The following is a 26,093-nucleotide window of genomic DNA, read 5'->3' as shown; positions in this document are numbered from 1 at the left end:
GTCTAAAGCAGGTTAGTTAAACGTCCTAACTAACTACTGGCAACTACCCGCCTAATAAATTTCATAATAGGGTAAAATTGTTAATATTTCAATATTCGAAAAATTAATTTTATTAAAATCGTCCTTTAGTCATAGAAATAATCGCAATTATCATAAAATTAAAAATAATAGGTTGTAAACGGTTACCAGTTAGGTTATATTGAAGTTAATTAGTAATATTTACTAACCAAATCAATTAAGGCCGTGATGTGATGAATTTTAATGGGACACCGATGCAAATGAAATCAATCAATAAAAAGAGAGTACTTCAATGGATTCAGGAAAATTCACCGACTTCAAGGGCCGAGATTGCTGCGAAGATTTCCATAAGCAAGCCGACTGTTTCTTTGCTGGTAGATGAATTGATAGGGGAAAAGTGGGTGTATGAAAAGGGGATAGGCGAATCGTCTTCACAAGGCGGAAGGAGACCGATACATCTTTATTTCAACGAAAAAGCGGCTTATGTAATCGGAACAGATATCGGCGGCACGAAAGTAAAGATAGTCATTAGCGATCTCGGAGGCAACATCGTCCATTCCAGCAGTTTTTCAACCTGTCAATTTTTAGAATCTGGACTTTTAAAACAAATCGGCAAAGATGTACAGTCTATGCTGGATGAATGCCAAATCCCATTGGAACAGGTGCTTGGAATGGGAGCAGGGGTTCCGGGGATTACACAAACATCCAGCGGAGTCGTCCTGGAAGCACCGAGCCTCAACTGGATTCGATACCCGTTCTTAGCGGAAGCAAATAAATACTTCTCTTTCCCGGTTCATGTAGACAATGATGTGAATGTTGCAGCACTTGGGGAGCAATGGCTCGGAAACGCGAAGAATAAACAGAATGTTCTGTTTATGGCGGTCGGAACAGGGGTTGGAAGCGGAATTATTATCAATAATCAGCTGTACCGCGGGTATTCAAATGCTGCTGGCGAGATGGGCTATATGGTGACGGATAAAACAGATATGAAAAGAGACTTTAAGCCAATCTTTCAACGCTACGGTTATTTGGAAAGCGTTGCCGGCGGAAAATCCATCGGGAAAAAACTGACGGAAGTCATTCAGCAGAGTTCGGACCACCCTGCCTACTCTCAGGCAATAAAGGGAGAACTGCCGGGGGAAATGGCCTTTGCGCTTGCAAAAAAAGGCGACAAGTTAGCCATTGAGGTCATTGAAGAAGCCATTGAACATCTGGCCTATGGAATCATTAATGCCGCGAGCTTATTGAATCCTGAAGTCATTATTTTAGGAGGTGGTGTTCTAAAATCATCTGATTACATTTTGCCTAAATTGGACAGGATCGTGAATCACTATCTTCCAAGTTCAGTAGAATTAAAGACTTCAAGATTAGGTGATAATGCGGGAGTCCTTGGAGCTGTTTCACTCTTTTTGCGGGAGCATGAAAGTATTATCAAATTTTCTTAATGAGGGGGATTTTTCAAATGAAAAATAAGAAAAGGGCATCGATTTTAACCACTTTATCCATTTCGGCTGCACTAATGCTTTCAGCTTGCAGTTCTGAACAGGGATCCAGCTCAAGCTCTGAGAATGAGCAGGGAGAGAAAGAGAATAAGCTGGAAGAAAAGGTAGTTATCTATTCACCGCATGGAAAGGATATTCTATCAAAGTTTGAACAGCAATTCGAGGAAAAATATCAGATTGATGTGGAATGGCTTGATATGGGATCACAGGAAATCCTGGACCGGATCCGCTCCGAGAAAAACAATCCACAGGCTGATGTCTGGTGGGGAGCGCCATCTGTAAACTTCGATCAGGCAAAGGATGAAGGACTGTTAAAGCCATATGAGCCTTCATATGCAGGAAGTCTGGCAGAAGGCTTCCACGATCCTGAGTGGCACTGGTCCGGAACAAGCCAAACACCGGAAGTCATTATGTATAACAGCAAAGAATTATCAGAAGATGAAGCGCCTAAAGACTGGGATGAGCTTCTTGATCCGAAGTGGAAGGATGAAATCATCATCCGCTACCCGCTGGCATCGGGAACGATGAGAACGATCTTTTCAGCCATGATTTACCGCGACTTTAAGGACTCCAGCGATACAGCGGCCGGTTACGAATGGCTTGAAAAATTGGATGCCAACACGAAAGAATACGTAGCAAACCCTGAAATGATGTACAACAAGGTAGCCAAAGGGGAAGGAAAGCTATCTGTCTGGGCAATGCCTGATGTTGTCATGTTAAAGGAAAATAAAAATTATCCATTTGAATTCATCATTCCGGAAAGCGGCACACCGGTCCTGACGGAAGGCATTGCTGTTGTGAATGATGCTCCGCATCCAAAGGCGGCTGAAGCATTCTATGAGTTTGTCAACACACCTGAAGCAGCCAAAATCCTTGCTGAGGAATTTTACCGCATTCCAACAAGGGATGATGTGGAAGGGCTCCCTGAATGGATTACAGAAACAGAGATTAAGAGCATGGATATTGACTGGAAGGTATTCCAGGAGAACAGCGACAGCTGGATGAAGTATTGGGATGAAAACATAAAGAGCGGAGAAAAAGAAATTAAAGAATAGGAAGTGTAATAGGTATGGCGTCCATAAACATAGATAATGTCCAAAAAGCCTTTGGAAGGGTTATTGCAGTCGATCATTTAAATCTGGATATAAAGGATGGGGAATTCTTCACCTTCCTTGGACCAAGTGGGTGCGGAAAGACAACCACACTGCGGATGATTGCTGGATTCTATTATCCTACTAAAGGTGTTGTCCGTTTCGGCGATAAGGATATGACGCGTGTACCTCCTGAAAAGAGAAATACGGGCATGGTTTTCCAAAACTATGCCCTTTTTCCTCACATGACGGTGTTTGAGAATGTCGCTTTTGGATTAAGGGTCAGGAAACTTGGCTCCAAGGAGCTCAAAATAAAAGTCAAGGATGTATTGCAAAAGGTGAGGCTTGAGCAATACGCCGATCGTCAGGTGAGCCAGTTAAGCGGAGGTCAGCAGCAGCGTGTCGCGCTGGCAAGGGCATTGGTGATTGAACCGGAGATTTTGCTCCTGGATGAGCCACTCAGCAACCTGGATGCCAAGCTGCGCGATGAAATGAGAAGCGAAATACTGAGATTGCAAAAGGATTATAATATCACCACCATCTATGTTACCCATGATCAGGCAGAAGCTTTATCCATGAGCGATCGGATTGCGGTATTTAACTTTGGGGTCTGCCACCAGGTGGGAACACCCTCAGAAATCTATAATGAACCAGCCAATGATTTCGTAGCGGGTTTTATTGGAGAAATCAATCTGCTGCCTGTGAAGATCAGCAGGATAGAAGATGAACACATTCTGGTACATGTGCAGAACGATGAAAGTGCCAATGGGATTTTCGTCCGAAATGCCCCATTTAATTATAATCAGGAAAACAAAGGGAACCTGGCATTATCCGTTCGTCCTGAATCTATTAAAATACTGGAAAAAGAGATGGAAGGGAAAAATATCTTCAAAGGAATGGTGGAAGAGGTACATTTCTTTGGCTCCCTCATCAATGTTGTGGTCAGGGCTGCAGGCCTTAAGCTTCAGGTGAATGCCCTGAATAGCGGCTTATCCAGAAGCCTGCAGGAGGGTGCAGAGATTTGGGTGGAATTGCCTGAAGAGCAGATGCGGATCATTCCTGTGGTGACAGGTGATGCATCATGATTAAAAATCGGGATACGAGGCTGACCCTGCTCCTCCTTATTCCGGTCCTGCTGGTACTCATAGCTTATGTTCTGTATCCCTCTTTACGGACCATAATGGAGAGCCTTCAAAAAGACGGTAGCATGAACTTCGGGAATTACAGTGACTTCTTTACCCAGGAATCCAAGACCAATCTGGAAGCCCTGTGGAATTCTGTATATATTTCGGTATTAAGTGTCCTGGTCAGTGCCCTGATCGGCATCCCGCTTGCATTCATTTTCAACCGGTATGATTTTCCGGGCAGAGGCTTCTTTGCATCGGCTGCCATCATGCCGATCGTCCTGCCGTCACTGGTAGGAGTAATGGCGTTCATGTTCCTGTATGGGGAAACCGGATTGATTCCCAATGCCATTAAGGACCTGTTCGGGCTGGATGAAGTGCCGTTCAAAATAGGCGGCATATCAGGCATTTTGATAGTCCATGCATATACTATGTATGTGTATTTCTATATGACTGTTTCATCAGCCATTAATAAAATTGATCCATCTCTTGAAGAAGCTGCGTACAATCTGGGGGCCAACCGTTTTAAAGTGTTCTGGAAAGTAACCTTTCCATTATTGACACCGGCTATTGTAGCCGCATCTTTATTGGTGTTTATGATCTCAATGGCATCCTTCAGTGCGCCGTTTCTCCTGGCAGGAGGATTCAGGGTGCTGAGCCTGCAGATTTATTTTTCGAAAATTAATGGCGATATGGAAGTGGCCGCCACACAATCGGTTATTTTATCGGTTGTATCGATCAGCTTCCTGCTGTTTATGCGCTGGTACCAAAACCGCAAGGATTACCGGATGGCATCTAAAGGAATTGGCGCCCATCGCAGTGAAGTCAATAATCCTGTTTTGAAGTGGATACTGGTCTTTACAGGAATCGTGGGAGTCATCATTCTGCTGCTTCCGCACTTCACGATTCTCCTGCTATCGCTCGTGCCGGACGGAACGTGGACATGGCAGACCTATCCATCGGTATTTAATTTTGAAAACTACCGTTTATTGTTCCAGGATCCGAACATATTCAAGCCATTGAAAAATAGCTTGCTCCTGTCGGTTATTGCTACAGCCGGGAATCTGGTCTTTGGGGTATTGGCATCCTATGTACTCGTTAAACGGAAATTTGTCGGAAAAAGCTTTGTGGATATTTTAGTTATGATTCCATGGGCATTGCCGGCTACCGTTATCGGGATGAATTTGATTTTTGCTTTTAATGAGCCGACCATCTTCTCGTTTGGCAACATTCTCGTCGGTACATTCTGGATTTTGCCGCTTGCCTATTTTATCCGCCATATTCCATTAGTCGTCAGATCCACCAATGCTGTATTGGAGCAATTGGATGATTCCATAGAAGAAGCCTCAAGAAGCCTTGGGGCAAAGTGGTTCTATACGTTCAGAAAAGTAATCCTTCCGATTATTATGCCAGGGGTTTTATCAGGGACATTACTGGCTTTTGTGGAGTCTGTCGGTGAATTTCCCACTTCGGTATTGCTGTACACTCTTTCAAACCGCCCTATTTCCATCGAGATTATGAATCAGCTGAGAATGTTCAATATGGGCCAGGCGGCAGCTTACGGTATGATCCAGATTACTTTAATCGCACTGGTTCTGTTCATTTCAAACAAGTTTTTTGGAGTTAAGGCTGAAAAATCATTGTCTTAAAAAGGAGTTGAAAAGATGAGCAAATTAGAAGAGTTTATTAAAAATGAAGGCCATGCCTTTCCCGGCAAAACATATGCAGAAGAACTGCTGATGCCCGTTTTTAATGATCAGCGGGACTATCTGTTCCATGTCATGTTCGATATTCACCGGGCACATGTGATCATGCTGGCGGAAAAGGGGATCATTCCTGAAGAAGAAGCAAAAACCATGCTGGAAGGCATCAATAAAGTGGCCATGTCAGATACCGGTTCAATATCGTATCAGCCTCAATTTGAAGATCTCTTCTTTATGATGGAAGCGAAAATTGGAGAAGTGATCGGCGATGAATTGGCCGGGAAAATCCATATTGCCCGGAGCCGGAATGATATGGGCATTGCCATGTACAGACTGGTCCTAAGAGAACATCTGCTGCAGCTTCTGGGAAGTGCCTATCAGCTTAGTGAGGCATTGCTGGAGCAGGCTGAAGAGCATAATGAAACCTATATGACCGGCTATACCCATACACAGCCGGCCCAGCCGACCACTTTAGGGCATTATCTACTCGCTGTCTATGATGTCCTCCAGAGGGATATTAAACGGCTGTGGGCTGCCTATAAAACCGTTAACAAATCCTCGCTGGGTGCAGCTGCCCTTACTACGACCGGCTTTCCGATTTGCAGGGATCGCACCCGTGACTTACTGGGGTTTGAAGGAATTATTGAAAACTCGTATGACTCGATTGCGGGAGCCGATTACCTGCTGGAGACGTCATCCGCCCTTATGACCTGCATGGTGAATACAGGCAGATGGATTCAGGATTTCCTTCAGCATGTAACAAGAGAGTTTGGCACCTTCCAGGTGGCGGATCCTTACGTGCAGGTGAGCAGCATTATGCCTCAAAAAAGGAACCCGGTTTCCATTGAGCATTCCAGGTCCATTGCGAGCAGCGCCTACGGTGAAGCATATGCAGCCATGAACATGGTTCATAACACGCCATTCGGCGATATCGTTGATACGGAAGACGACCTGCAGCCCCATCTGTACCGTTCTTTTACGAATGCGAATCGGGTATTAAAGCTGATGTATGCCGTGATTGCCACATTAAAAGTCAATAAAGACCATGCGAAAGAAATGGCAAAAAAGTCGTGCATCACGATCACAGAATTGGCCGACACCCTGGCAAGAGACTATAGCATCCCATTCCGGAAGGCCCACTCCATTGCCAGCTATATTTCGAAACAAACCGTGAAAGAACAGAAAGAGCTGTGCGACTGGAAAGTGGAGGATGTAAATGAAGTCATTCGGGGATATGTTCCCGTTTCCCTGACAGAGGAGGAGTGGAAGAAAATCATCTCTCCTGAATACTTTGTGCAGATCCGCAGCCTCCAGGGAGGACCGAATCCGGATGAGGTCTCGAGAATGATCAAGGATCGGAATGAAACCCTCACAGGGGATCTGCTGAGCTATGAGGGGACTGTGAGAGGGCTTAAGGAGAAGCGGGAGAATTTGATTAACTTTAGGTTTTGACTAGTGTTTTTTTTAAAAGCGAAATTCGCCAATTGCGAGTTCGCTTTTTTTATTGTCCCGCTAATATGAGTCCAACTCTTGCAAAAACACCCTTACAGAATTCGGACTTCATTTTCTGTAATACAGGAGTATAATACCTATTAAGCAGACAATTCGATGAATTTAGAGTCTGACTTTTTGCAAACTTACTATTTAGAATCAGTTAAAGGAGGAGCGCTCCCGATGATTCTTGACCAGCGCTGCATGGCGATTTTGACGAAAATGGTCCATGCGCCTTCACATGTTTCTCCGCAGGAGCTAATGGAAGAATTACAGATTTCCAAGCGGACTGTTTATTATGATGTTGAAAAAATTAATAGCTGGCTGAAAAACCAGGGTTTAGATGAGCTGAAGTATGTCCGGGCTGCTGGATTTTTTCTCGATGAAGAAGAAAAGCGGCAGATTAAACAGCGGCTGCATTCATTTGATAAAGCTGCCGGTTATGAGTTTTCACGAAAAGAAAGAATGGCCTGGACTGCCATCCTCATCCTGACCCGCGAGAAAACCATTTATCTGCAGGATCTGATGGATAAGCTGGGTGTCAGCAGGAGTACGCTTCTGGCAGATATCAAGGAATTAAAAAAGCAGCTTAACCAGTTTAAGGTTCAGTTGAATTTCCATAAACCTTCTGGCTACTATATTGCCGGCGATGAGCAGGATAAACGGAAAATGCTGATTTACTGCTTAACACAGGTTTTAACCAATCGAGGGTGGAACGATTTATTATCCGAAGTTCAGTTAACCATCCAGGACACGCCGGGCCTGTCGCCAGAAATGTTTCAGCGTACGGATTTAGAAACGATCTATGAGATTCTGAATGAAAGTGAATCCTATTCCGGTGTTCATTACACAGATGAAGTGATGGAGACGCTAAGCGCCCATATATTTATGCTCATCAAAAGGTTTAACCAGGGGAAATACATTAAGATGGATCCTGTTGAAAAACAGGTCATTAAAGAAACGAAAGAGTACAATGCTGCTCGATTTATTTGCAGGAAAATTGAAAGCGGTTTCCAGCTTGAGGTTCCTGACGATGAAGCCTGCTATCTTGCAACCTACCTGTTAGGTGCGAAAATAAGCGACTATGATACACATGAGCTGGAAAATCAGGACCTTGATATCCTCAAATCAATGGCAGTAAGAATGGTCGATGATTTTCAAAAATATGCCTGTGTGTTTTTTCAAAATCGGAAGGATCTTGAACGGAATTTATTGATTCATTTAAAACCGGCTTATTTCCGAATCAAGTATGGGATTGAACTGGAGAATCCATTATCCAAATCTGTACAGGATTCTTATCAGGATCTGTTTATACTAACCAAAAAAGTGGTTCATCATTTTGAGTACGTACTTGGGAAGAAAGTATCGGATGATGAAGCGGCCTATATTGCGATGCACTTTGGAGGCTGGATTGATAAAGAAGGTGTAAGGGTGGAAGCCCGCAAAAAAGCGGCTGTGGTGTGTGCCAGCGGAATCGGTACGTCCCGAATCCTGCAGAAGCAAATTGAAGATCTCATGCCGTTTGTCGATGTGGCGAATGTATACACCGTCCGTGAATATGAGAAAGCGTCCCTGGCTGATTTGGACTTTGTCATTTCGACCACGCCAGTATCCCGGAAAAATGTACCGGTGTTTATTGTAAATCCGATTCTTAACCCGTCCGAGAAGGAATCTCTGCTTAAGCAGGTTCAGGCATCAGAAAAAAGGCCGAAATCAGAAAACATAGAGGCATTGATGGACATTATCCGGAAGCATGCAGATATAAAAGACGAAAGCATGCTGATCCAGGAATTGAAAGCCTACCATCAATCGAATAAAGAAGCCAAAAGTGAGGTGGACCAAAAGCCAATGTTAAATGAAGTTTTAACCGCCGATAAAATTCAATTTGCAGATTCGGCTGCAAGCTGGCAGGAAGCACTGCAAATGGCGTCACAGCCGTTATTGGCCGATCAATCCATCAGCCGGAATTACATTGATGCCATGATTGAAAACGTAAATGAAATGGGACCATATATCGTCATCGCGCCTGGAATTGCCCTTCCTCATGCCCGCCCTGAAGCTGGCGTGAACAAGCTGGGAATGAGCTTCCTGCAATTAAAGGAAAGCTGTGCTTTTTCGGAAAAGCCGGAGCATCAGGTAAGATTATTCTTTGTGCTGGCAGCCATCGATAATGAAACCCATTTAAAAGCATTATCCCAGCTTTCCAAAATGCTGTCTGACAGCGATAACCTTGAAAAGCTGCAGAATGTGGATACAGCAGCTGGCGTAATAGAAATTATTAATCAATATTCACAAGACTAAGGAGGAAATAAAAATGAAAAAAATTCTGGTAGTATGCGGAAACGGACTTGGAAGCAGCTTTATCGTAGAAATGAATGTGAAAACAGTTTTAAGCCAGCTGGGAGTGGAAGCAGACGTTTCACATACCGATTTAACAACGGCTAAATCTGAAAAAGCGGATATCTATCTGGGATCTAAAGACCTGATTTCCACTTTGGATGACGGAACAAGAACAATCATTGGTCTGACAAACATCCTTGACCAGAACGAGCTAAAAGCCGCATTGGAATCACATTTATCATAATAGAGAAAAAAAGAGCAGGCGATAGACTCGCCCGCTGAAAAATAAAAAGAACAAATACATTATAACCTGTAAACTGGTTAGATGAAAGATAGATACAGAGGATTTAAAAAGGAGGGGTAAACATGTTTGATTTCATCATGAATGATATATTGGGCACGCCCGCCATCCTGGTTGGTTTATTCGCCTTGTTTGGCTTGCTTTTGCAGAAGAAGGGAATTGCTGATGTTATATCAGGCACGCTTAAAACGATCATGGGTTTTCTCATCCTCAATGGAGGAGCAAGCATCTTAATAGGTTCACTTGATATTTTCGGAAAAATGTTTGAAAAAGCCTTTCATATTCAGGGCGTTATTCCGAACAACGAAGCCATCGTTGCGATCGCCCAGCAGACATTTGGGAAGGAAACCGCGATGATCATGCTTTTCGGGATGGTCATGAACATAATAATTGCCCGTTTTACACCGTTTAAATATATTTTCCTAACCGGCCATCATACTTTATTCATGGCCTGCCTGATTTCAGCAGTATTTGCAACCGGCGGAGTGACAGGGCTTCCGCTGATCATTATCGGGTCTATTATTCTGGGACTATTAATGGTATTCATGCCTGCGCTTGTCCAGCCGTATGTACGCGAGATCACTGGCAATGACAGCATAGCGGTCGGCCACTTTGGATCTTTCGGCTACTTTGTTTCCGGCTTTATTGGAAAGCGTGTAGGGGATAAATCCAAATCGACGGAGGATATCAAAGTGCCAAAATCACTTGGATTCCTGCGCGATACTTCGGTTGCGATGTCTCTGACAATGACGATTCTCTTCCTGGTTGTGGCGCCGATCGCCGGAAAAGGCTATGTAGAATCTGAATTGAGCGGCGGAGTTAACTTCCTTGTATTCTCGCTCATGCAGGCCATTACCTTTGCAGCTGGTGTATATGTGGTCCTTGCCGGTGTGCGGATGCTGATTGCAGAAATCGTTCCAGCTTTTAAAGGAATCGCTGATAAGGTGGTAAAAGATGCGAAGCCTGCCCTTGATTGCCCGGCAGTGTTCCCTTTTGCTCCAAATGCAGTTATTATCGGATTCCTATTCAGCTTCGTAGCTGGCTTGCTTTCCATGTTCCTTCTTCCATTATTCGGCCTGAAAATAATTGTGCCAGGCCTGATTCCGCACTTCTTCACAGGTGCGGCGGCAGGGGTATTCGGAAATGCAACTGGGGGCAGACGTGGAGCGATGATCGGTTCATTTGCCAACGGTCTATTAATCTCTTTCCTTCCGGCCTTATTGCTTCCGGTTCTTGGGTCACTTGGATTTGAAGGAACTACCTTTGGAGACTCGGACTTTGGGGTAGTAGGGATTTTATTGAGCTTCCTTATTAAACTATTTTCTTAATTTATAACCTTTTGGGGACTTCACTTAGATGTGAGGTCCCCTTTTGGATTTCGACAAAATTCGGGTGGTACCTGTCACTAGGAAATTTCTCCAATTAAATGATAATATAGTAACAGGGAGGGTGATTTATGAGAAAGGTTCTGTATTTTGTTTTTACTGTCCTGGTTTTGGCCGCTTTGAGCGGATGCAATAAGGAAATTAAGCCGCAGGATCGCTTTTCGCAGTATGTGGAGCACTGGAATAAGCAGGAGTTTGAGAAGATGTATGAATTCCTGTCGAAGGATGCAAAGCAGTCGATCAGTAAAAAGGATTTTGCAGCCCGTTATGAAAAGGTTTATAAGGATTTAGAGATAAATAATCTGAAGGTGGCATACAAGCCGGATATGGAAAAGGAATATAAAAAAGAAGAAAATGCAAGTTTTCCTTTTTCAGCAAGCATGGATAGTGCAGCCGGCAAGATAGAATTTACCCATGATGCCAAGCTTGTGAAGGAAGAAAAGGAAGAGGTAGACAATTGGTTTGTTGCCTGGGATACGACTTATATTTTCCCGGAGCTGGGGCAGGAGGATAAAATCAGTTATTCAACTGTTCCGGCACAGCGCGGGGATATTGTCGACCGGACAGGTGACCCGCTTGCTTTAAATGGCACCCTATACGAAATTGGTGTTGTTCCAGAACAAATGGGTGATCAAAAGGAGCAGACTATCAAAGGTTTGTCTTCAGCCCTGGGAATGTCTGAAGAGCAGATTAATAAAAGCCTGAATGCCAGCTGGGTGCAGCCGGGCTACTTTGTGCCTATTAAAAAGGTATCCCCGGATGATCAGGCAACGCTCAGCAAGGTCTTTGCGCTAAAAGGCGTGCTGAAACAGGATGTAAAAGGCAGAGTCTACCCTATGGGTGAATCAGCAGCCCATCTAATCGGTTATGTTGGACAGATTACAGCAGATGAAATGAAAGAGCGTGAAGGTTATTCAAGCACTGATATAATTGGAAAAAGAGGGCTTGAACAGGTCCTTGAGGAGCGCTTGAAGGGTTCGAACGGAATCAAAATCGGCATCCAAAAGAAAGACGGTTCTGAAGTGGTTCTCGCTGAAAAGCCGGTAGAGAATGGTGAAACTATTCAGCTTACCATCGACATGAACCTGCAGAGGTCACTCTACACAGAGCTGGGAGGAAAGCCGGGAACCGCAGCAGCGATTGATCCGGTTACCGGAAATACACTGGCTCTCGTCAGCAGCCCGAGCTTTGACCCGAACCAGGCTTCACTTGGATTTACCGCGGATGAGTGGAAGGCAATTGAAGGCAATAAGGACATGCCGCTTCTGACGCGATTTAAGCAAACCTATGCGCCAGGTTCAGTGATGAAGCCGCTGACAGGCGCAGTCGGACTGACAGAAGGGACACTAACGCTTGATGAAACGATTAAGGTCAGCGGCCTCCAATGGCAGAAGGACAGTTCATGGGGCGGCTATAAAGTCACCCGTGTCAAAGATCCGGGCGGGCCGGTTAACTTTGAAAAAGCGATGATGTATTCGGATAATATCTATTTTGCCCAGCAGGCCCTTGAGCTGGGAAAAGAAAAGTTTTCAGCCGGGCTCAAGAAATTCGCGTTTGAAGAGGAAATTCCATACGCATTCCCGCTTGAACAATCCAAGATTGGCGGCCTGGACACAGAAATCCTGCTGGCTGATTCCGGCTATGGCCAGGGCCAGGTGGAAATGAGCATTGTCCATCTTGCTGCTTCATATACACCTTTTATCAATAAAGGCTCCATGATCAAGCCTGTTCTCCTGGAAGAAGAGGAAAAAGGACAGGTGCTGAAAGAAGGCGTGATGAGCGAAGAAACTGCGAATACGGTGGCAGCCGCAATGGCTAAAGTCATTCAGGATCCCAGCGGAACCGGCCGTACGGCTTATATGAAAGATTACCCGCTGGCTGGGAAAACCGGAACCGCCGAGCTGAAGAAAAGTGCGGATGAAAAAGGCCAGGAGAATGGTCTGTTCGTTGCCTACAATCCGCAGTCTCCTAAGCTGCTCATTGCGATGATGATGGAGGGCGTTGAAAACAGCGGCGGATCGAAAGTGGTAGTGGAAAAAGTGAAGAAGGTATTTGAGGAGCATAAAGGGCGGTTTTAATAACCAATAAAGAAGTAAGGAAAGTGTCTGTACCCTGATAGAGTGCAGACACTTTTTTGTGGCCTGGGTGGATTGAATAACATATACCATCGTACTAGAAAGTGCTTTGTATAGCAAAATAAAGTAATCCGAACGCAAAAGTCCGGCTCATTTTAAACGGGCCCCCAATTTATCAGTACCCCAATACTCAGCATGACAATAGCGATGACACACCAAATCAGAAAGAGGGGCATCATCCATTTTGCCCATTTGATCCAAGGTACCCCTGCTACGGCAAGGCTGGCCATGAGTGGACCGGATGTCGGAAAGATACTATTAGTGAATCCATCTCCAAACTGGTAGGCTTGGACCGCAACTTGACGAGTGATGCCAATCATATCTGCCAAAGGTGCCAGGATTGGCATGGATATCATTGCTTGCCCGCTTCCGGATGGAACAAGGAAATTTAGAAGAGCATTGGATACAAACATGCCAATTGTCGCCAGTATGGGGGATAATCCTTCCAGAGGAATAGACAGAGCGTGAACAAATGTATCCAGGATGCTGGCGTTTTCCATGACAATAAGAATGGCTCTGGCAACGCCAATAATTAAAGCCCCGTATACAAGCTTTTGGCAGCCTTCCAAAAAGGTTAATGCAACTTGATTATAGTTCATACCCGCAATAACACCTGAAATAAGTCCAATAATAATAAAAAAGGCAGCCATGTGATCAATAGTCCATTTAAATTGAATGGTGGCAAAAATAAAAAATAGCAGTGAGAACCCTACAAAGCTGAGAATCAGTTTATGCCGGGCTGTAAAAGGGGCTTCAAGGTTATCGTCTAAAGAGGATGTTTCAATGGATACTCCGACCAGACTTTTAGATGGATCTGCAAGGACCTTTTTGGCATATCGCCAGGTGTAGAGAATGGTTACACCCACAATCACAGCAAATGCTATAAGCCGTAGGGCCATTCCGGAGAATAAGGGGATATCGGCAATCGATTGCGCGATGCCAACTGTATAAGGATTCAGGAACCCGACATTAAAGCCGGCAAAGGTAGCCCCGAAAGTAATGGAAACTGCCACAAGCGCATCAAGCTTGAGAGCACGTGTGATAATAAGTCCGATGGCGACAAAAGGGATAACCGAATTGGCTACTGCCCCAACGGCTCCTCCCAATGCAAATAAGATAGATACAATAGCAATAAGCCAAAACTCTTTTCCCTGTGTCTTAGTAACGGCACGCAAAATGCCTGCTTTAATAGCGCCTGACCGTTCCACGACCTCAAAGGCTCCGCCTGCAAATAGAACAAGGAAAATCAGCCCTCCAGACTGAACCATTCCTTCCTGAAGTGCCAGGAATATATCCATAAAGCCAGTTGGATTGCCCTCTGTTTCTCCATATGTACCTGGTATGACTCGTTCTACCTCATCGACTAGTTCTCTTTCGAATGCTCCTGCCGGCACGAAGTATGTAGCTGCCACTGCCATTAATAAAACAGCGAAGAGGATGACATAAGTATCCGGCATCTCCCATTTTCTTTGCTGATTAGTTTCTAATCCTGTTTCTTGCGTCGTCTGTGGTTTCAATATTCTTAAATCCCTCCATTCGTTTTTTTCCTTTATACAATTACAGTATTACCATGTAAAAGGAAGTTGCTGTCTATTATAAAGTTATATATATAAAATTTCAAATTGTTAGAATTTATCAGGTTGATCCCATTGTAAATTTCAATCAAAAAGGCTCTGCATTTCTTCTATTAAATGAAATACTGCCGGTGTTAGATTTCGATTTTTCCAAAAGGCAATATAAACAGGCCTTTGGAGAAACCCTGAATTAATAGAGCGGGTCACTAGATTTGGGTTGGAGTAATATTTAACATAGCTTTCCGGAAGGATAGCGATTCCAAGGCCGTGTTCAACCAGGCTGCAGGCTGTTTCTAAACGCTCAATTTCATATTTAATGGTTGGAGTAAGATTTTCATGATGAAATGCATTTAAAACATCATCTCTCGTCTGGAAGCCGGCTGTGCTGATAATAAAATCGTGTTCCGTAAGATCCTTCAATGATATGGAAACCTGATCATTAAGCTTGTCATCTTTATGCATGACCAAGAGCAGTTTTTCAATATAAATGGGAATAACCTCTATTTCATTGTTATGAATCAGCTGGTTTGTGATTGTTATATGCACATCATAATTGGAAAGAGACTCTATAACCTGTTTGTGGCCAAGCAGTTCTTTAAAATGTATTTCTATATTAGGATACCTTTTCTTAAATTGTTTTATGGTTTTTGGTATCCAGTATTTAGAAGACTCAATCAATCCGATTGAGATCATGCCGCTTCCTGTCTGCCTAATTTCCTCGAGATCCTTTAACATATACTCATGCCTTTTGATAAGATCCATGGCACGTGTATAGAATATTTCTCCTGATTCGGTAAGAGTGAGGCTTCTCGTGTTCCTTTCCAAAAGCTGAATCCCAATTTCATTTTCTAATTTCATAATGCTGCTGCTTAAAGAAGGCTGGGAAATATGAAGTATTCCAGCTGCTTTAGAGAAATTTTTTTCCTGTACCACGGTAGTAAAATAACGAAGCTGCCGAAGATCCAATTGTATACACCTCTCATTTATAGCTAAAAACTATTAATATATATAAATTTGATATTGGTAATTATATATTAACTTAAATATACTTTTTATAGGATAAAAATTCAGAATTAATAAACAGCAGGAGGAATTATGTATATTAAGCCTTCGGGGAATCATTGGTGCGGAAGAATTGATAGTGAAACAGACCCTCTAAGTTATCGGGTTCATCAGCAGGTAAAATTGCTAGATCTAACTGCTGAAACTAAGGAAGCGGGAACTGGCAAATCGTTTGGCCTAATTGGCTTTAAGTGTGATGAAGGAGTTAGAAGGAATCAGGGCAGGAGAGGAGCGGCAAAAGCACCGGAAGAAGTTAGGCGGGCTATGGCAAAACTCCCCTGGCACCTGCCGATGAATGCAAAAGTGTTTGATGCAGGAGATATTGAATGTATTGGGGGAAACATGGAAGAGGCTCAGGCTGAGCTCGGAAAAGCCGTTTCCTTTCTATTAAAAAAAGGAGTAACTCCTTTCATTATAGGCGGCGGACATGAGACCTTTTATGGCCACTATCTCGGGGCCAGGGAGTACTTAGGAACTGATGCGCGTATTGGAATCATTAATATTGATGCACATTTTGATATGAGGCAGTACGAGCAGCAGCCTTCCTCCGGTACGATGTTTAAGCAGATTTTGGATCAGGATCAAAATTGCGGATACTTAGCCGCTGGCATTCAAAAGCTGGGAAACACGGCAGCCTTATTTGAGACAGCCCGCAAGTATAATGTGAGTTACATAGTAGAGGAGCAGCTGTCAGCCCCAGATCCTTCTGGTGTCTTAAAGCAGCTGGACGATTTTGCTGCAAAATATGACAATCTTATTCTCACTTTATGTACAGATGTCATTAATTCTTCTTTTGCTCCTGGAGTAAGTGCGCCTTCCCCATTTGGACTTGAACCGAAAAAAGTGCGGGAGTTAGTAAGGTATATTGTTTCAAAGGAGAAAACGATTTCCTTTGATGTGTGTGAAGTGAATCCTGATTTTGATAATGGAAATAAAACAATTGCATTAGCAGCACATTTCATAAAGGAAGGACTAATGAATTTTCATAAATAATCTAGGAGGTATAATATGGAATTGGCATTAAATAATGTTACCACCATCTTTTTGGCGGTTGCTTTACTCATAGGCGGAGGATTCCTGATTAATAAAGTTTCATTATTAAGACGGTTTTGCATTCCTGCACCAGTGGTTGGCGGTTTGTTATTTGCTATTTTAGTAACAATATTAAAACAGACAGGGCTTGTAATAATAACATTAGATACTTCACTGCAGGGTTTATTCATGCTGGCCTTCTTCACGACGGTCGGGCTGGGAGCGAGCTTTCAGTTGGTAAAGCTCGGCGGGAAACTGCTGGTTATATATTGGCTTGCATGCGGGGTATTGGCATTATGCCAGAGTGTTATTGGAATTTCTCTGGCCAGTGTGTTGGGGCTTGACCCTTTATTAGGAGTAATGGTTGGTGCTGTGTCCATGGAAGGGGGGCATGGAGCTGCCACTGCATTTGGCGGAACCATTGAGGAATTAGGAGTAAACTCTGCTCTTTCAGTGGGCCTTGCAGCAGCTACATTTGGGTTAATTGCTGGGGGCTTGGTCGGAGGACCTACAGTTAAATTTCTTATTACGAAGTACAAATTAAATCCATCAGAAGCTGATGCATCAGTAGAGGCTGCAGCGGCTAATGAAGACGCAACGAGGAGATCTGCCTTTGACTTCAATTCCCAACAATTTATGGTGCAGATCTTAATCATAACTTTTTGTATGGCTGCAGGTTCCTATTTGGGTGAGCTATTCTCCAGCGTTACTGGCTTTGTACTTCCCAGCTATGTTGGGGCAATGTTTGTAGCCGTTATCGTCAGGAATATTCTGGATAGCTTTAATAAAAGCATTGTGGATATGAAAGGTATTAGCTTAATTGGTGATGTAACGCTTGGCATTTTCCTTTCCATGGCATTAATGAGCATTAAGCTTTGGGAAGTGGCGGGTTTAGCACTTCCAATGTTAATTATTGTGTTAATCCAAGTTGTATTCATTGTGGCTGCAGGAGTATTTGTTCTATTTAAGTTACTGGGTAAAGATTATGATGCTGCTGTTATGGTGGGAGGCTTCACTGGTCATGGCCTAGGAGCTACTCCGAATGCAATGGCCAATATGGGTGCCATTACTGAACGCTTTGGTCCATCCCCAAAAGCCTTTCTAATTGTGCCAATTGTTGGAGCGTTCCTTATCGATGTATTCGCCATGCCAATCATTATTACAAGCATTAATTTATTAAAATAATAAAAACTGGGGGCTGAAGCAAATTCAGCTCCTGGTTTATTTTTTCGACAAAAATTGAAGGAATAAAAAAGATATAATTTTGGGAAAATTCACATATAATTTACCGCATAAAAGCATAAAAGGTGTTATAATTGCCTGTATATTCTAATATTTTTAAAAATAAAGGGGGATTTAGAGAGATGAGAAAAAGATTTTTGTGGTTAGTGCCAATGCTGGTACTTAGTCTGATTTTGTCAGCTTGCGGAGGAGGTGGTTCCAGTTCGGCCGGAGCTGATGGCGAATCAGCAGAAAAAGATGATGGAAAAACATTTAGTTTGAAAGCGGGCCACTCTTTAACAGAGGATCATCCGTATCATATTGGATTAATGGAGCTTGCTAAGAATGTCGAGAAGCGCACGGAAGGCAAGGTAAAGATTGAAGTGTTCCCGCTGTCACAGCTTGGAGCAGAGAGAGAACTGACTGAGGCCCTTACCCTTGGAACTGCTGATATGTCTGTTTCATCCACAGCACCAATTGCAAACTTCTATCCGGAAATTGGTATCGTGGACATGCCTTTTTTATTTGAATCACGTGAACACGCTTACAAGATTCTTGATGGGGAAATTGGGCAGGAGCTTTTAAAAGGGATGGAAGATGTAGGGATTGTTGGCCTGGCGTGGGGTGAAAATGGTTTCCGCCATATTACAAATGCCAAGAAGCCAATCAATAAGCCTGAAGATCTAAAAGGCTTAAAGATCCGTACGCAGGAGAATCCTATCCACCTTGACGCGTTTAATGCATTGGGTGCAAAGCCGACTCCAATGGCGTGGACTGAAGCATTAACAGCTCTTCAGCAAGGGGTGGTTGACGCTCAGGAAAACCCAATCGTCGTAGCTGATACGTACAAGCTTTATGAAGCAAACCAGAAATACATGACATTAACCGGCCACCTGTATTCACCGGCTGTAATTATGTTCAGTAAATCTGTATGGGATACGCTTCCAGCGGAATATCAAGATATCCTGCGGGAGGAATCGAAAAAGGCCGGTGACCAAATCCGTGATCTGATCACAAAGTCTGATGAAGAATCCTTAAAGGTTTTGAAAGAGCAGGGAATGGAAATCGTTGAGGAAGTGGACGTCACTCCTTTCCGCGAAGCCATCCAGCCTGTATATGAAAAATATGAATCCCAATTTGGCAAGGAAAAGCTTGACGCCATTTTAAACACAAAATAATAAAAGGAGAACTTGGCGAGTGCCGGATTAGAGATGCCGGCACAGACCAGGTTTTTTACACATAAGGGGAATCTATGGTGGTTAAAAAATTAGTAGATTCATTGAATGCTTTCATTAAATGGGTACTGATCCTTCTATTTTTCTTTATGGTTATTGTGGTTTTCCTGCAGGTGCTTTTCCGGTTTGTGCTTGATCAGCCGCTTGCATGGACAGAGGAATTGTCGCGTTACCTGCTTGTTTGGATCACCTTTTTGGGCGCTGGCTATGCCGTTAGTGTCAAAGCGCATCCAAGCATCGAGCTGCTTTTTGAAAAAGCCAATCAGGCGGTGAGAAAAGTGATGCTGCTTTTATCGACAGTTTTAGTTGTGTTCTTCTTTTATCAGATAATCGTCAACTCATTCGTTTTTATCGAGCGAAGCATGATGCAGACCTCTCCGGCCCTGCAGCTGCCAATGGGGATTGTTTATACGGTCATACCGATTTCAAGTGTTTTATTTGTCATTAATCTGCTTTACATAACCGTTTCAGAATGGGGAAAGGAGGCGAGCAGCTGATGGCATGGCTATTATTCGGATTGCTGCTGGTGCTTTTCCTGATTAATGTTCCGGTTGCGGTAGCTCTAGGGCTCGCTTCCATGCTTGTGTTAATGATTCAGGACAATGTTCCATTAATGGTTATCGTGCAAAAGATGTTTACTTCAACTGATTCCTTTACACTCATGGCTGTTCCGTTTTTCATACTGGCTGGGAAGCTGATGGAATCTGGCGGGATTTCAAAGCGCTTAATTAATTTTTCCAGTACACTGGTTGGCAGCCTGCATGGCGGTTTGGCAATGGTATCGATTGTAACGTGTATGTTTTTCGCAGCTATTTCCGGATCTGCAGCGGCCACTACAGCTGCTGTCGGAAGCATTTTGATTCCGGCAATGGTGAAGCGCGGCTACGATAAGAGCTTTTCAACCGCTATTCAGGCTGCCGGCGGTACCATTGGAGTTATGATTCCGCCTAGTGTTCCGCTGATTTTATTCGGAGTTATCGCAGGGGCTTCAATAGGCGACCTGTTTATTGCAGGTATTATGCCAGGGATCTTCGTTGGGATTTCTCTTATTCTCGTAGCATATTTTATCTCTCGTAAAAGAGGCTACGGCAAGGAAGAAAAGAGCTCTTTGAAAGAAGTGGCTTCTGCTTTCAAGAGCGCAATTTTAGCTATTTTAATGCCGGTGATCATACTTGGCGGCATATACGGCGGTATTTTTACACCAACAGAAGGATCTGTTGTTGCCGTAGTGTATGGCTTAATCGTCGGTCTCTTAATCTATCGGGAAATCAAGTGGAAGGACCTGCCGGAAATTTTCATTTCCTCAGCCGTCACTTCCTCGGTTATATTATTCATCATTTCCTGTGCGTCAATCTTCGGATTCCTGTTAACCAGGGAGCAAATTCCTGCACAAATCTCGGAAGGGATGCTCGGGATTACAACGAATTCTGTCATGATTTTAATCATTATTAATGTCATTCTCCTGATTGTCGGAACATTCCTGGAGACATCCGCCGCAATAGTTATCATGGCGCCAATTCTTGTGCCGATTGCATCAGCGGCTGGAATGGACCTGGTGCATTTCGGGGTCATCATGGTTGTCAACCTGGCGATTGGCATGATTACGCCGCCAGTCGGGATTAACCTGTTTGTTGCATCCAATATAGCCAAAATCAGACTGGAGCATATTGTCCGGGCGATTATGCCATTCATTATTGTGCTGATTATTGATGTCCTAATTTTAAGCTTTATGCCTTCCATCAGCTTATTTTTACTGGATAAATAATGGCGAAATAGAGGCAGTAACATTTGGAATAAATATAGATTGTGAAATGGAAGAGGTGCTTAGTTAATGGCAATACATCGTATAGCAGTACTGCCTGGTGACGGAATCGGACCTGAGGTCGTAAATGAAGCCGTTAAGGTATTAGGAATATTGAAAAATTTGGATCCTAACTTTGATCTGGAGTTTGAAACCTTTGACTGGGGCAGTGAGTACTATCTGCAGCATGGAAAAATGATGCCGGAAAACTCATTGGAAACGCTGAAAAGATATGATGCAATTCTTTTCGGTGCGATTGGAGATAAAAGGGTTCCGGACGATGTAACCGTCTGGGAACTGATCATGCCAATCCGGAAGCAATTCAGACAGTACATAAATTTGAGGCCGGTCAAAATGCTGAAGGGAGTGCCTTCCCGCTTTGTGGGAGAAGACATTGATTTTGTCATCGTCCGTGAAAATGCGGAGGGAGAATACTCCAATAGCGGCGGCCGGCTATATCCGGGGCTTGAAGAGGAAGTGGCGGTTCAGAACACGATTATTACGCGTACCGGGACAGCGAAAGCAGCGAAGTTCGCGTTTGAATACGCAAAAAAGCACGGAAAAAAATCCGTTACAAGTGCTACAAAGTCGAATGCGATCATCCATTCCATGAAGCTATGGGATGAGGCAGTTCGTACGGCAGCAGAAGAGTATCCTTCTATTAGTCTGGATAGTTATTATATTGATGCTCTGGCTGCTTACTTTGTTGCAAGGCCAGCGGACTTTGAAGTTGTGGTGGCTTCCAACTTGTTCGGCGATATTTTAAGCGACCTCGGATCTGCAGTAGTTGGCGGACTTGGTCTGTCTCCATCAGCCAACCTGAATCCGGAAGGAGACTTCCCATCGATGTTTGAGCCGGTTCATGGATCGGCACCTGATATTGCCGGACAGGGAATTGCTAACCCTATTGCGCAAATCTGGTCGGCAGCATTGACGCTGGAGCATCTTGGAAGAGCGGATCTGGCTGAGGCTATCATCGAAGCCATTGAACAAGTTCTGCTTGAAGGCGCTGTGCGGACACCTGATTTAGGCGGAACTTCTACAACAAGTGAAATGGGATCTGCCATTAGCGAGGCTTTACAGCAGAAACTACTAGTGAAAGAAGGCTTATAAAAATGAGATTACAAGATGAAGTATTTGTTGTTACCGGTGCAAAAGGCGGCATGGGTAAAGAAACGGTGAAACGTTTTTTGGAAGAAGGCGCCTATGTGGCAGCTGTCGATTTAAATGTAGACGGAATTGAAAAGACGGACCGTCTTCTGCCAGTTGCAGGTGATTTAACAAAGGAAGAAGATGTGGAAAGAATATTTTCAGAAGCAAATGAATCCTTCGGAAAAATCAGCGGTCTCGTCAATATTGCAGGCATTGCCCAGCCGGCAGCGCCAATTGAAGAAGTGACTTTGGCCGATTGGGAAAAAATCATGGGAGTCAACGCAACATCTCTGTTCCTCACATGCCGTGAAGCAGTCCCATATATGAAAAAACAGGGAGAGGGTGTCATTGTTAATATCGCATCAATCTCCATGGTGCGTCCACGGCCGGGCTTGAATGCCTATATCGCGTCTAAAGGGGCAGCGGTTTCTTTTTCCCAGGCACTCGCAATTGAGCTTGCTGGATATGGCATTCGCGTCAACGTTGTCAATCCAGGTCCGGCTGACACAGGGATGCTCGGCCAGTTTACGGCAAAGGATGCAGACATTGAAGCAACGAAGGATACCGTATTTAAAAAGAGTGTTCCATTAGGCAGGCTGATCCAGCCAATTGATATCGCGAATTCACTTGTTTACTTATGTTCAAATGAGTCTGCGATTGTGACAGGTTCTGTCCTGAATGTCGATGGAGGAAGGGGTATTTAAATGAGGGAAGCAACTGATGTACAGATCCAAGGCTGCTATATTGATGGGGAATGGCATGTTCCGGATGAAAACAAGTTAATAGAAGTGAAAAATCCGGCAGACGGTTCCATTCTGGCTTTGGTGCCGCGCGGGGGTCAGAAGGAAGTGGACCAGGCGGTCGAAGCGGCAAAAAAGGCATTTCGTTCGGAAGAGTGGAAGTCCCTGCAGGCTTATAACCGGGGAAGGCTGCTATTTAAAGTCGCTGATATCATTCGCGGGAATAAAGACGAACTAGCCAGGCTGGAAACGCTGAATGTTGGAAAACCGCTTGCCCAGGCTGAAATAGACGTTGAAATTGCTGCCCGCTATTTTGAATTTTACGCAGGGGTGGCAGATAAAATCATGGGCGAAACAATTCCTGTAGAGCGGGGCATCATTGACTACACTGTGCGCGAACCGATAGGAGTTGCAGGCCACATAATTCCATGGAATTATCCTCTGCAAATTGCAGCACGAAGCATTGCGGTTTCGATTGCAACCGGCAATGCGGCGGTGTTGAAGCCGGCTGAGGATACGCCGCTATCCACTTTGAAACTCGTTGAATTAATGGAGAGTCTTAGTGTGCCGAAAGGGATTATTAATGTCGTAACAGGCTATGGCCATGAAGCTGGTGCCGCCTTATCCGCCCACCCTGGTGTGAACCATGTGACGTTCACGGGTTCTGTTGAAACCGGTAAGAGAGTCATGGAGACTGCCGCCAAAAATATCATACCAGTTACGCTGGAACTTGGGGGCAAATCACCGAATGTGGTTTTCGCTGACTGTGATGAAGAAAAAGCACTGGAATGGGTGCTGAAATCCATTGTTCAAAATGCAGGCCAGACCTGTTCCGCCGGCTCACGTCTGGTCATCGAAAAATCAATCAAGGATAAATTTGTGCAAAAGCTGGCAGCTGCGATGGAAAAGCTGACTATTGGGCAGGGGCTCGGCAATCCGGATTTGGGGCCGGTCTTAAATCAAAAGCAGTATGAACGGATTCAAGGATTCCTGCAGCTGGCTGAGGACGATGGAATTCGAGTGGCAACAGGAGGAAAACGCCAGCAGGTCGATGGCTGCGAATCAGGATATTACCTGCAGCCAACTATTTTCGATAATGTTCCGGCAGACCACTGCCTCGCCCAGGAGGAAATCTTCGGGCCGGTTCTCACGGTCACCACATTTGAAACCGAAGAAGAAGCCATCGAAATCGCCAACGGCACGCCATATGGCCTTGTGGCAGGCGTCTGGACAGAAAATGCCGGACGCGCCCACCGTGTTGCCAGCTTGCTGGAATGCGGCCAGGTCTTTATTAATCACTACGGAGCTGGCGGGGGCATCACTCAGCCATTTGGCGGGTACAAGCATAGCGGATTTGGCAGGGAAAAAGGATTGGAGGCTCTGCGTAATTATACGCAAGTGAAGAATGTTGCGCTGAAATATTAATCTGTTTTTTAAGGGTACGGACGAATCTCGTCTGTATCCTTTTTTTTCAGCATGATTGTAGAGGAGTTAACTTTCGGCAGGTAATGAGTCTTAATAACTATTGTTAGTGGAATTTAATAAAAAATATTGAATTAACTAGAATAAAAGTCTTATTATTAAAGTAACAAAACTGGATAATCGGCAAACTTATTGAAAAGTAAGGACGCAAAGCCACGAGTCTAAGGTCATGGACTATGATAGTCGGGTTGCAGGTGTAATTGGGAGCTATAAATAGATCTCAAACTCATTGTAACCAAGCATCAGGTCTGCCCTTTGGCAGGCCTCTTTCTGTTTAGAGGTTTGTTAATGTTTAGATAGGGAAACGGAATAATGACTGAAAAATCTAATAATAGGAGGAGAATTTATTGAGTGTAATATTTGGAACGGTGGAATACTTTGAAAAGGAGATTAAAGCGTATCTGGCAAATAATCGCTTAAAGAAGTCTAAACGTGAAAAGCTGAAAATGATTACATCCAAGCTTGAAAATGAATTGCTGTATGACTTCTCTTGCCATGAAAGATTAAGGCAGGAATGCCTGAAGAACCTTTCTGAAGCATGTGGCAGGATGACACGGGGAAAGGCAGCCGCTGTGTAATGAGGTTTACTTCTAACGCTCCAGTTTTATCTTCCTGAAAGCTTCAGCAGAACAATCCCTCCCTGCATGTTTTCAATCAAAAAACAGTGCATCTCCTATCAGGAATGCACTGTTTATTATTTATTGCGGTAATCCTAAATGTCCCTTCAGTTCACCTTGAACCCGCTGCCTTTCTTCATCAGGCACAATCAGATACCAGATGTCTCCGATATACTGGCCATCGCCTTCTATGGTCAGCTGCTGAATGTTATTTCTAGTGTCTTTATAATTCTTTTGAATATCCATCATTTCTTTAAAGGTAATATCTGTTTTGACGTTTTTGCCCAGCGCTGCGAAGATGTCATCAAAACGAGTCAGGGAGCTGAAGCTCGCCCCTTTGTTAATAACACCCTGGATTACCTGCCGCTGTCTTTGCTGGCGGCCAAAATCACCATTCGGGTCATCCTTTCTCATCCGCACATAAGATAATGCTTCGCTTCCATTAAGGTGAATGCTTCCCTCGTTAAAATGGAACTTCCCCATGTTAAAGTCTGTTTCGTTAGTTACATCTATCCCATTGACAGCATCCACAATATCCTTGAAGCCAGCCATATTCATTTTAATGTAGTAATCAATCGGGATATCTAAGAAATCTTCTACTGTATTGATGGCCATCTCGACATCGCCAAAAGCATAGGCATGATTTATTTTATCTTCTGTTCCGTGTCCGATAATGCCGGTCCGTGTATCTCTGGGGATGCTTAGCATTTTTACAGATTTCAGATCGGGATTAACAGTCAGCACAATCATCGTGTCGGATCGGCCCTTGTCTCCCTGGCGCTCGTCCACTCCAAGCAGTAGGACCGAAAACGGCTCTCTTTCTTTTAAGGTGATCGTTTCTTCACGCTTCCCGGATTTCTCCCGCTGAATCGGCTCCTGCATCGTATCAACTGCAGAAGTCAGAGAGTTATATACATAAAATGCGTACGCCCCTGCACCCAATAGCAATAAGTTAAAAATCAGTACTGCAGCAAGCGTCCACTTCTTCCGTCCCTTTTTTTCAGCCAATGATTTCACCCCAATTAAAAATTCCTAGCTCGATAATATCATACTTATAATGAAAAAGAACTATTCTGAATGTCCCGCT

The 26,093-nt window shown here is 44.0% G+C and carries 21 protein-coding genes and 1 riboswitch; of the genes, 18 read left to right on the top strand and 3 right to left on the bottom strand.

All coding sequences use genetic code 11. The features are described from left to right. Positions 1–251 precede the first annotated feature (251 nt). From JI665_RS15290 to JI665_RS15250, 9 genes are all read left to right on the top strand, one after another. The gene (locus JI665_RS15290; protein WP_244671214.1) at positions 252–1,463 is read left to right on the top strand and encodes an ROK family transcriptional regulator; all 1,212 of its coding nucleotides are present in this window, start codon (positions 252–254) and stop codon (positions 1,461–1,463) included. Positions 1,464–1,480: 17 nt separating this feature from the next. Continuing rightward, on the top strand, positions 1,481–2,575 hold the full coding sequence (locus JI665_RS15285) for an extracellular solute-binding protein (RefSeq protein ID WP_206840534.1): 1,095 nt from the start codon (positions 1,481–1,483) through the stop codon (positions 2,573–2,575). Positions 2,576–2,589: 14 nt separating this feature from the next. Further along, positions 2,590–3,696, top strand: coding sequence for an ABC transporter ATP-binding protein (locus JI665_RS15280; protein ID WP_206840532.1), 1,107 nt, complete (start codon positions 2,590–2,592; stop codon positions 3,694–3,696). Beyond that, positions 3,693–5,384, top strand: a complete 1,692-nt coding sequence (locus JI665_RS15275; RefSeq protein WP_206840530.1) for an ABC transporter permease — start codon at positions 3,693–3,695, stop codon at positions 5,382–5,384. Before JI665_RS15280 ends, JI665_RS15275 begins: the two co-directional genes overlap by 4 nt. A gap of 15 nt (positions 5,385–5,399) precedes the next feature. Continuing rightward, positions 5,400–6,890 carry an argininosuccinate lyase gene (gene argH / locus JI665_RS15270; protein ID WP_206840528.1) on the top strand — a complete coding sequence of 497 codons (1,491 nt, stop codon included), beginning with the start codon at positions 5,400–5,402 and terminating at the stop codon, positions 6,888–6,890. Positions 6,891–7,112: 222 nt separating this feature from the next. Continuing rightward, on the top strand, positions 7,113–9,230 hold the full coding sequence (locus tag JI665_RS15265; protein WP_206840525.1) for a BglG family transcription antiterminator: 2,118 nt from the start codon (positions 7,113–7,115) through the stop codon (positions 9,228–9,230). A 13-nt stretch (positions 9,231–9,243) separates the two neighbouring features. Beyond that, positions 9,244–9,513: a PTS sugar transporter subunit IIB gene (locus tag JI665_RS15260; protein WP_009332100.1), complete on the top strand. Its 270-nt coding sequence runs from the start codon at positions 9,244–9,246 to the stop codon at positions 9,511–9,513. Positions 9,514–9,635: 122 nt separating this feature from the next. Next, positions 9,636–10,898 carry a PTS ascorbate transporter subunit IIC gene (locus tag JI665_RS15255; protein WP_048009154.1) on the top strand — a complete coding sequence of 421 codons (1,263 nt, stop codon included), beginning with the start codon at positions 9,636–9,638 and terminating at the stop codon, positions 10,896–10,898. A 128-nt stretch (positions 10,899–11,026) separates the two neighbouring features. Continuing rightward, positions 11,027–13,033: a penicillin-binding transpeptidase domain-containing protein gene (locus tag JI665_RS15250; protein WP_206840523.1), complete on the top strand. Its 2,007-nt coding sequence runs from the start codon at positions 11,027–11,029 to the stop codon at positions 13,031–13,033. A 152-nt stretch (positions 13,034–13,185) separates the two neighbouring features. Here JI665_RS15250 and JI665_RS15245 read toward each other — a convergent pair whose 3' ends face one another. Together JI665_RS15245 and JI665_RS15240 are read right to left on the bottom strand one after the other, a co-directional pair. Beyond that, positions 13,186–14,607: a YfcC family protein gene (locus tag JI665_RS15245; RefSeq protein ID WP_244671213.1), complete on the bottom strand. Its 1,422-nt coding sequence runs from the start codon at positions 14,605–14,607 to the stop codon at positions 13,186–13,188. 141 nt (positions 14,608–14,748) lie between these two features. After that, entirely contained in the window at positions 14,749–15,630 is an 882-nt protein-coding gene (locus tag JI665_RS15240; protein WP_206840522.1) for a LysR family transcriptional regulator, read from the bottom strand. Between the two features lie 129 nt (positions 15,631–15,759). Between JI665_RS15240 and hutG the strand changes: the two genes are divergently transcribed. The 9 genes from hutG (at position 15,760) to JI665_RS15195 (ending at position 24,967) form a co-directional block, all read left to right on the top strand. Then, on the top strand, positions 15,760–16,719 hold the full coding sequence (hutG, locus tag JI665_RS15235; RefSeq protein ID WP_206840520.1) for a formimidoylglutamase: 960 nt from the start codon (positions 15,760–15,762) through the stop codon (positions 16,717–16,719). Between the two features lie 15 nt (positions 16,720–16,734). Further along, entirely contained in the window at positions 16,735–17,943 is a 1,209-nt protein-coding gene (gene gltS / locus JI665_RS15230; protein ID WP_206840518.1) for a sodium/glutamate symporter, read from the top strand. 179 nt (positions 17,944–18,122) lie between these two features. Next, a complete protein-coding gene (locus JI665_RS15225) occupies positions 18,123–19,157 on the top strand; it encodes a TRAP transporter substrate-binding protein (RefSeq protein WP_206840516.1) in 1,035 nt (344 codons plus the stop codon). A gap of 74 nt (positions 19,158–19,231) precedes the next feature. Beyond that, the gene (locus JI665_RS15220) at positions 19,232–19,711 is read left to right on the top strand and encodes a TRAP transporter small permease (protein WP_206840514.1); all 480 of its coding nucleotides are present in this window, start codon (positions 19,232–19,234) and stop codon (positions 19,709–19,711) included. Next, positions 19,711–20,979, top strand: coding sequence for a TRAP transporter large permease (locus JI665_RS15215; RefSeq protein ID WP_206840513.1), 1,269 nt, complete (start codon positions 19,711–19,713; stop codon positions 20,977–20,979). The genes JI665_RS15220 and JI665_RS15215 overlap by 1 nt, the downstream gene beginning before the upstream one ends. A 66-nt stretch (positions 20,980–21,045) precedes the next feature. Next, on the top strand, positions 21,046–22,128 hold the full coding sequence (locus JI665_RS15210) for a tartrate dehydrogenase (RefSeq protein WP_206840511.1): 1,083 nt from the start codon (positions 21,046–21,048) through the stop codon (positions 22,126–22,128). Positions 22,129–22,130: 2 nt separating this feature from the next. Next, positions 22,131–22,871, top strand: a complete 741-nt coding sequence (locus JI665_RS15205; protein ID WP_206840509.1) for an SDR family NAD(P)-dependent oxidoreductase — start codon at positions 22,131–22,133, stop codon at positions 22,869–22,871. Beyond that, positions 22,872–24,332, top strand: a complete 1,461-nt coding sequence (locus JI665_RS15200; protein WP_206840508.1) for an aldehyde dehydrogenase family protein — start codon at positions 22,872–22,874, stop codon at positions 24,330–24,332. It begins immediately after the preceding gene. Between the two features lie 169 nt (positions 24,333–24,501). Next, positions 24,502–24,585: riboswitch (cyclic di-GMP riboswitch) on the top strand. 151 nt (positions 24,586–24,736) lie between these two features. Further along, a complete protein-coding gene (locus tag JI665_RS15195; RefSeq protein ID WP_206840506.1) occupies positions 24,737–24,967 on the top strand; it encodes a hypothetical protein in 231 nt (76 codons plus the stop codon). Positions 24,968–25,087: 120 nt separating this feature from the next. Here JI665_RS15195 and JI665_RS15190 read toward each other — a convergent pair whose 3' ends face one another. After that, a complete protein-coding gene (locus JI665_RS15190; protein WP_206840504.1) occupies positions 25,088–26,014 on the bottom strand; it encodes a LytR family transcriptional regulator in 927 nt (308 codons plus the stop codon). Positions 26,015–26,093: the final 79 nt, after the last annotated feature.

The sequence above is a fragment of the Bacillus sp. NTK034 genome (genome assembly GCF_017303275.1).
In the GTDB taxonomy this organism is placed as follows: Bacteria; Bacillota; Bacilli; order Bacillales; family Cytobacillaceae; genus Cytobacillus.
The sequence above is the reverse complement of the archived record's forward strand: the minus strand, read 5'-3'. Positions and strand labels throughout refer to the sequence as shown.

Excerpts from the sequence above, each read along its gene's own strand:
- JI665_RS15290 (WP_244671214.1), top strand. The coding sequence starts at position 252 with ATGAATTTTAATGGGACACCGATGCAAATGAAATCAATCAATAAAAAG.
- JI665_RS15285 (WP_206840534.1), top strand. The coding sequence starts at position 1,481 with ATGAAAAATAAGAAAAGGGCATCGATTTTAACCACTTTATCCATTTCG.
- JI665_RS15280 (WP_206840532.1), top strand. The coding sequence starts at position 2,590 with ATGGCGTCCATAAACATAGATAATGTCCAAAAAGCCTTTGGAAGGGTT.
- JI665_RS15275 (WP_206840530.1), top strand. The coding sequence starts at position 3,693 with ATGATTAAAAATCGGGATACGAGGCTGACCCTGCTCCTCCTTATTCCG.
- argH (WP_206840528.1), top strand. The coding sequence starts at position 5,400 with ATGAGCAAATTAGAAGAGTTTATTAAAAATGAAGGCCATGCCTTTCCC.
- JI665_RS15265 (WP_206840525.1), top strand. The coding sequence starts at position 7,113 with ATGATTCTTGACCAGCGCTGCATGGCGATTTTGACGAAAATGGTCCAT.
- JI665_RS15260 (WP_009332100.1), top strand. The coding sequence starts at position 9,244 with ATGAAAAAAATTCTGGTAGTATGCGGAAACGGACTTGGAAGCAGCTTT.
- JI665_RS15255 (WP_048009154.1), top strand. The coding sequence starts at position 9,636 with ATGTTTGATTTCATCATGAATGATATATTGGGCACGCCCGCCATCCTG.
- JI665_RS15250 (WP_206840523.1), top strand. The coding sequence starts at position 11,027 with ATGAGAAAGGTTCTGTATTTTGTTTTTACTGTCCTGGTTTTGGCCGCT.
- hutG (WP_206840520.1), top strand. The coding sequence starts at position 15,760 with ATGTATATTAAGCCTTCGGGGAATCATTGGTGCGGAAGAATTGATAGT.
- gltS (WP_206840518.1), top strand. The coding sequence starts at position 16,735 with ATGGAATTGGCATTAAATAATGTTACCACCATCTTTTTGGCGGTTGCT.
- JI665_RS15225 (WP_206840516.1), top strand. The coding sequence starts at position 18,123 with ATGAGAAAAAGATTTTTGTGGTTAGTGCCAATGCTGGTACTTAGTCTG.
- JI665_RS15220 (WP_206840514.1), top strand. The coding sequence starts at position 19,232 with ATGGTGGTTAAAAAATTAGTAGATTCATTGAATGCTTTCATTAAATGG.
- JI665_RS15215 (WP_206840513.1), top strand. The coding sequence starts at position 19,711 with ATGGCATGGCTATTATTCGGATTGCTGCTGGTGCTTTTCCTGATTAAT.
- JI665_RS15210 (WP_206840511.1), top strand. The coding sequence starts at position 21,046 with ATGGCAATACATCGTATAGCAGTACTGCCTGGTGACGGAATCGGACCT.
- JI665_RS15205 (WP_206840509.1), top strand. The coding sequence starts at position 22,131 with ATGAGATTACAAGATGAAGTATTTGTTGTTACCGGTGCAAAAGGCGGC.
- JI665_RS15200 (WP_206840508.1), top strand. The coding sequence starts at position 22,872 with ATGAGGGAAGCAACTGATGTACAGATCCAAGGCTGCTATATTGATGGG.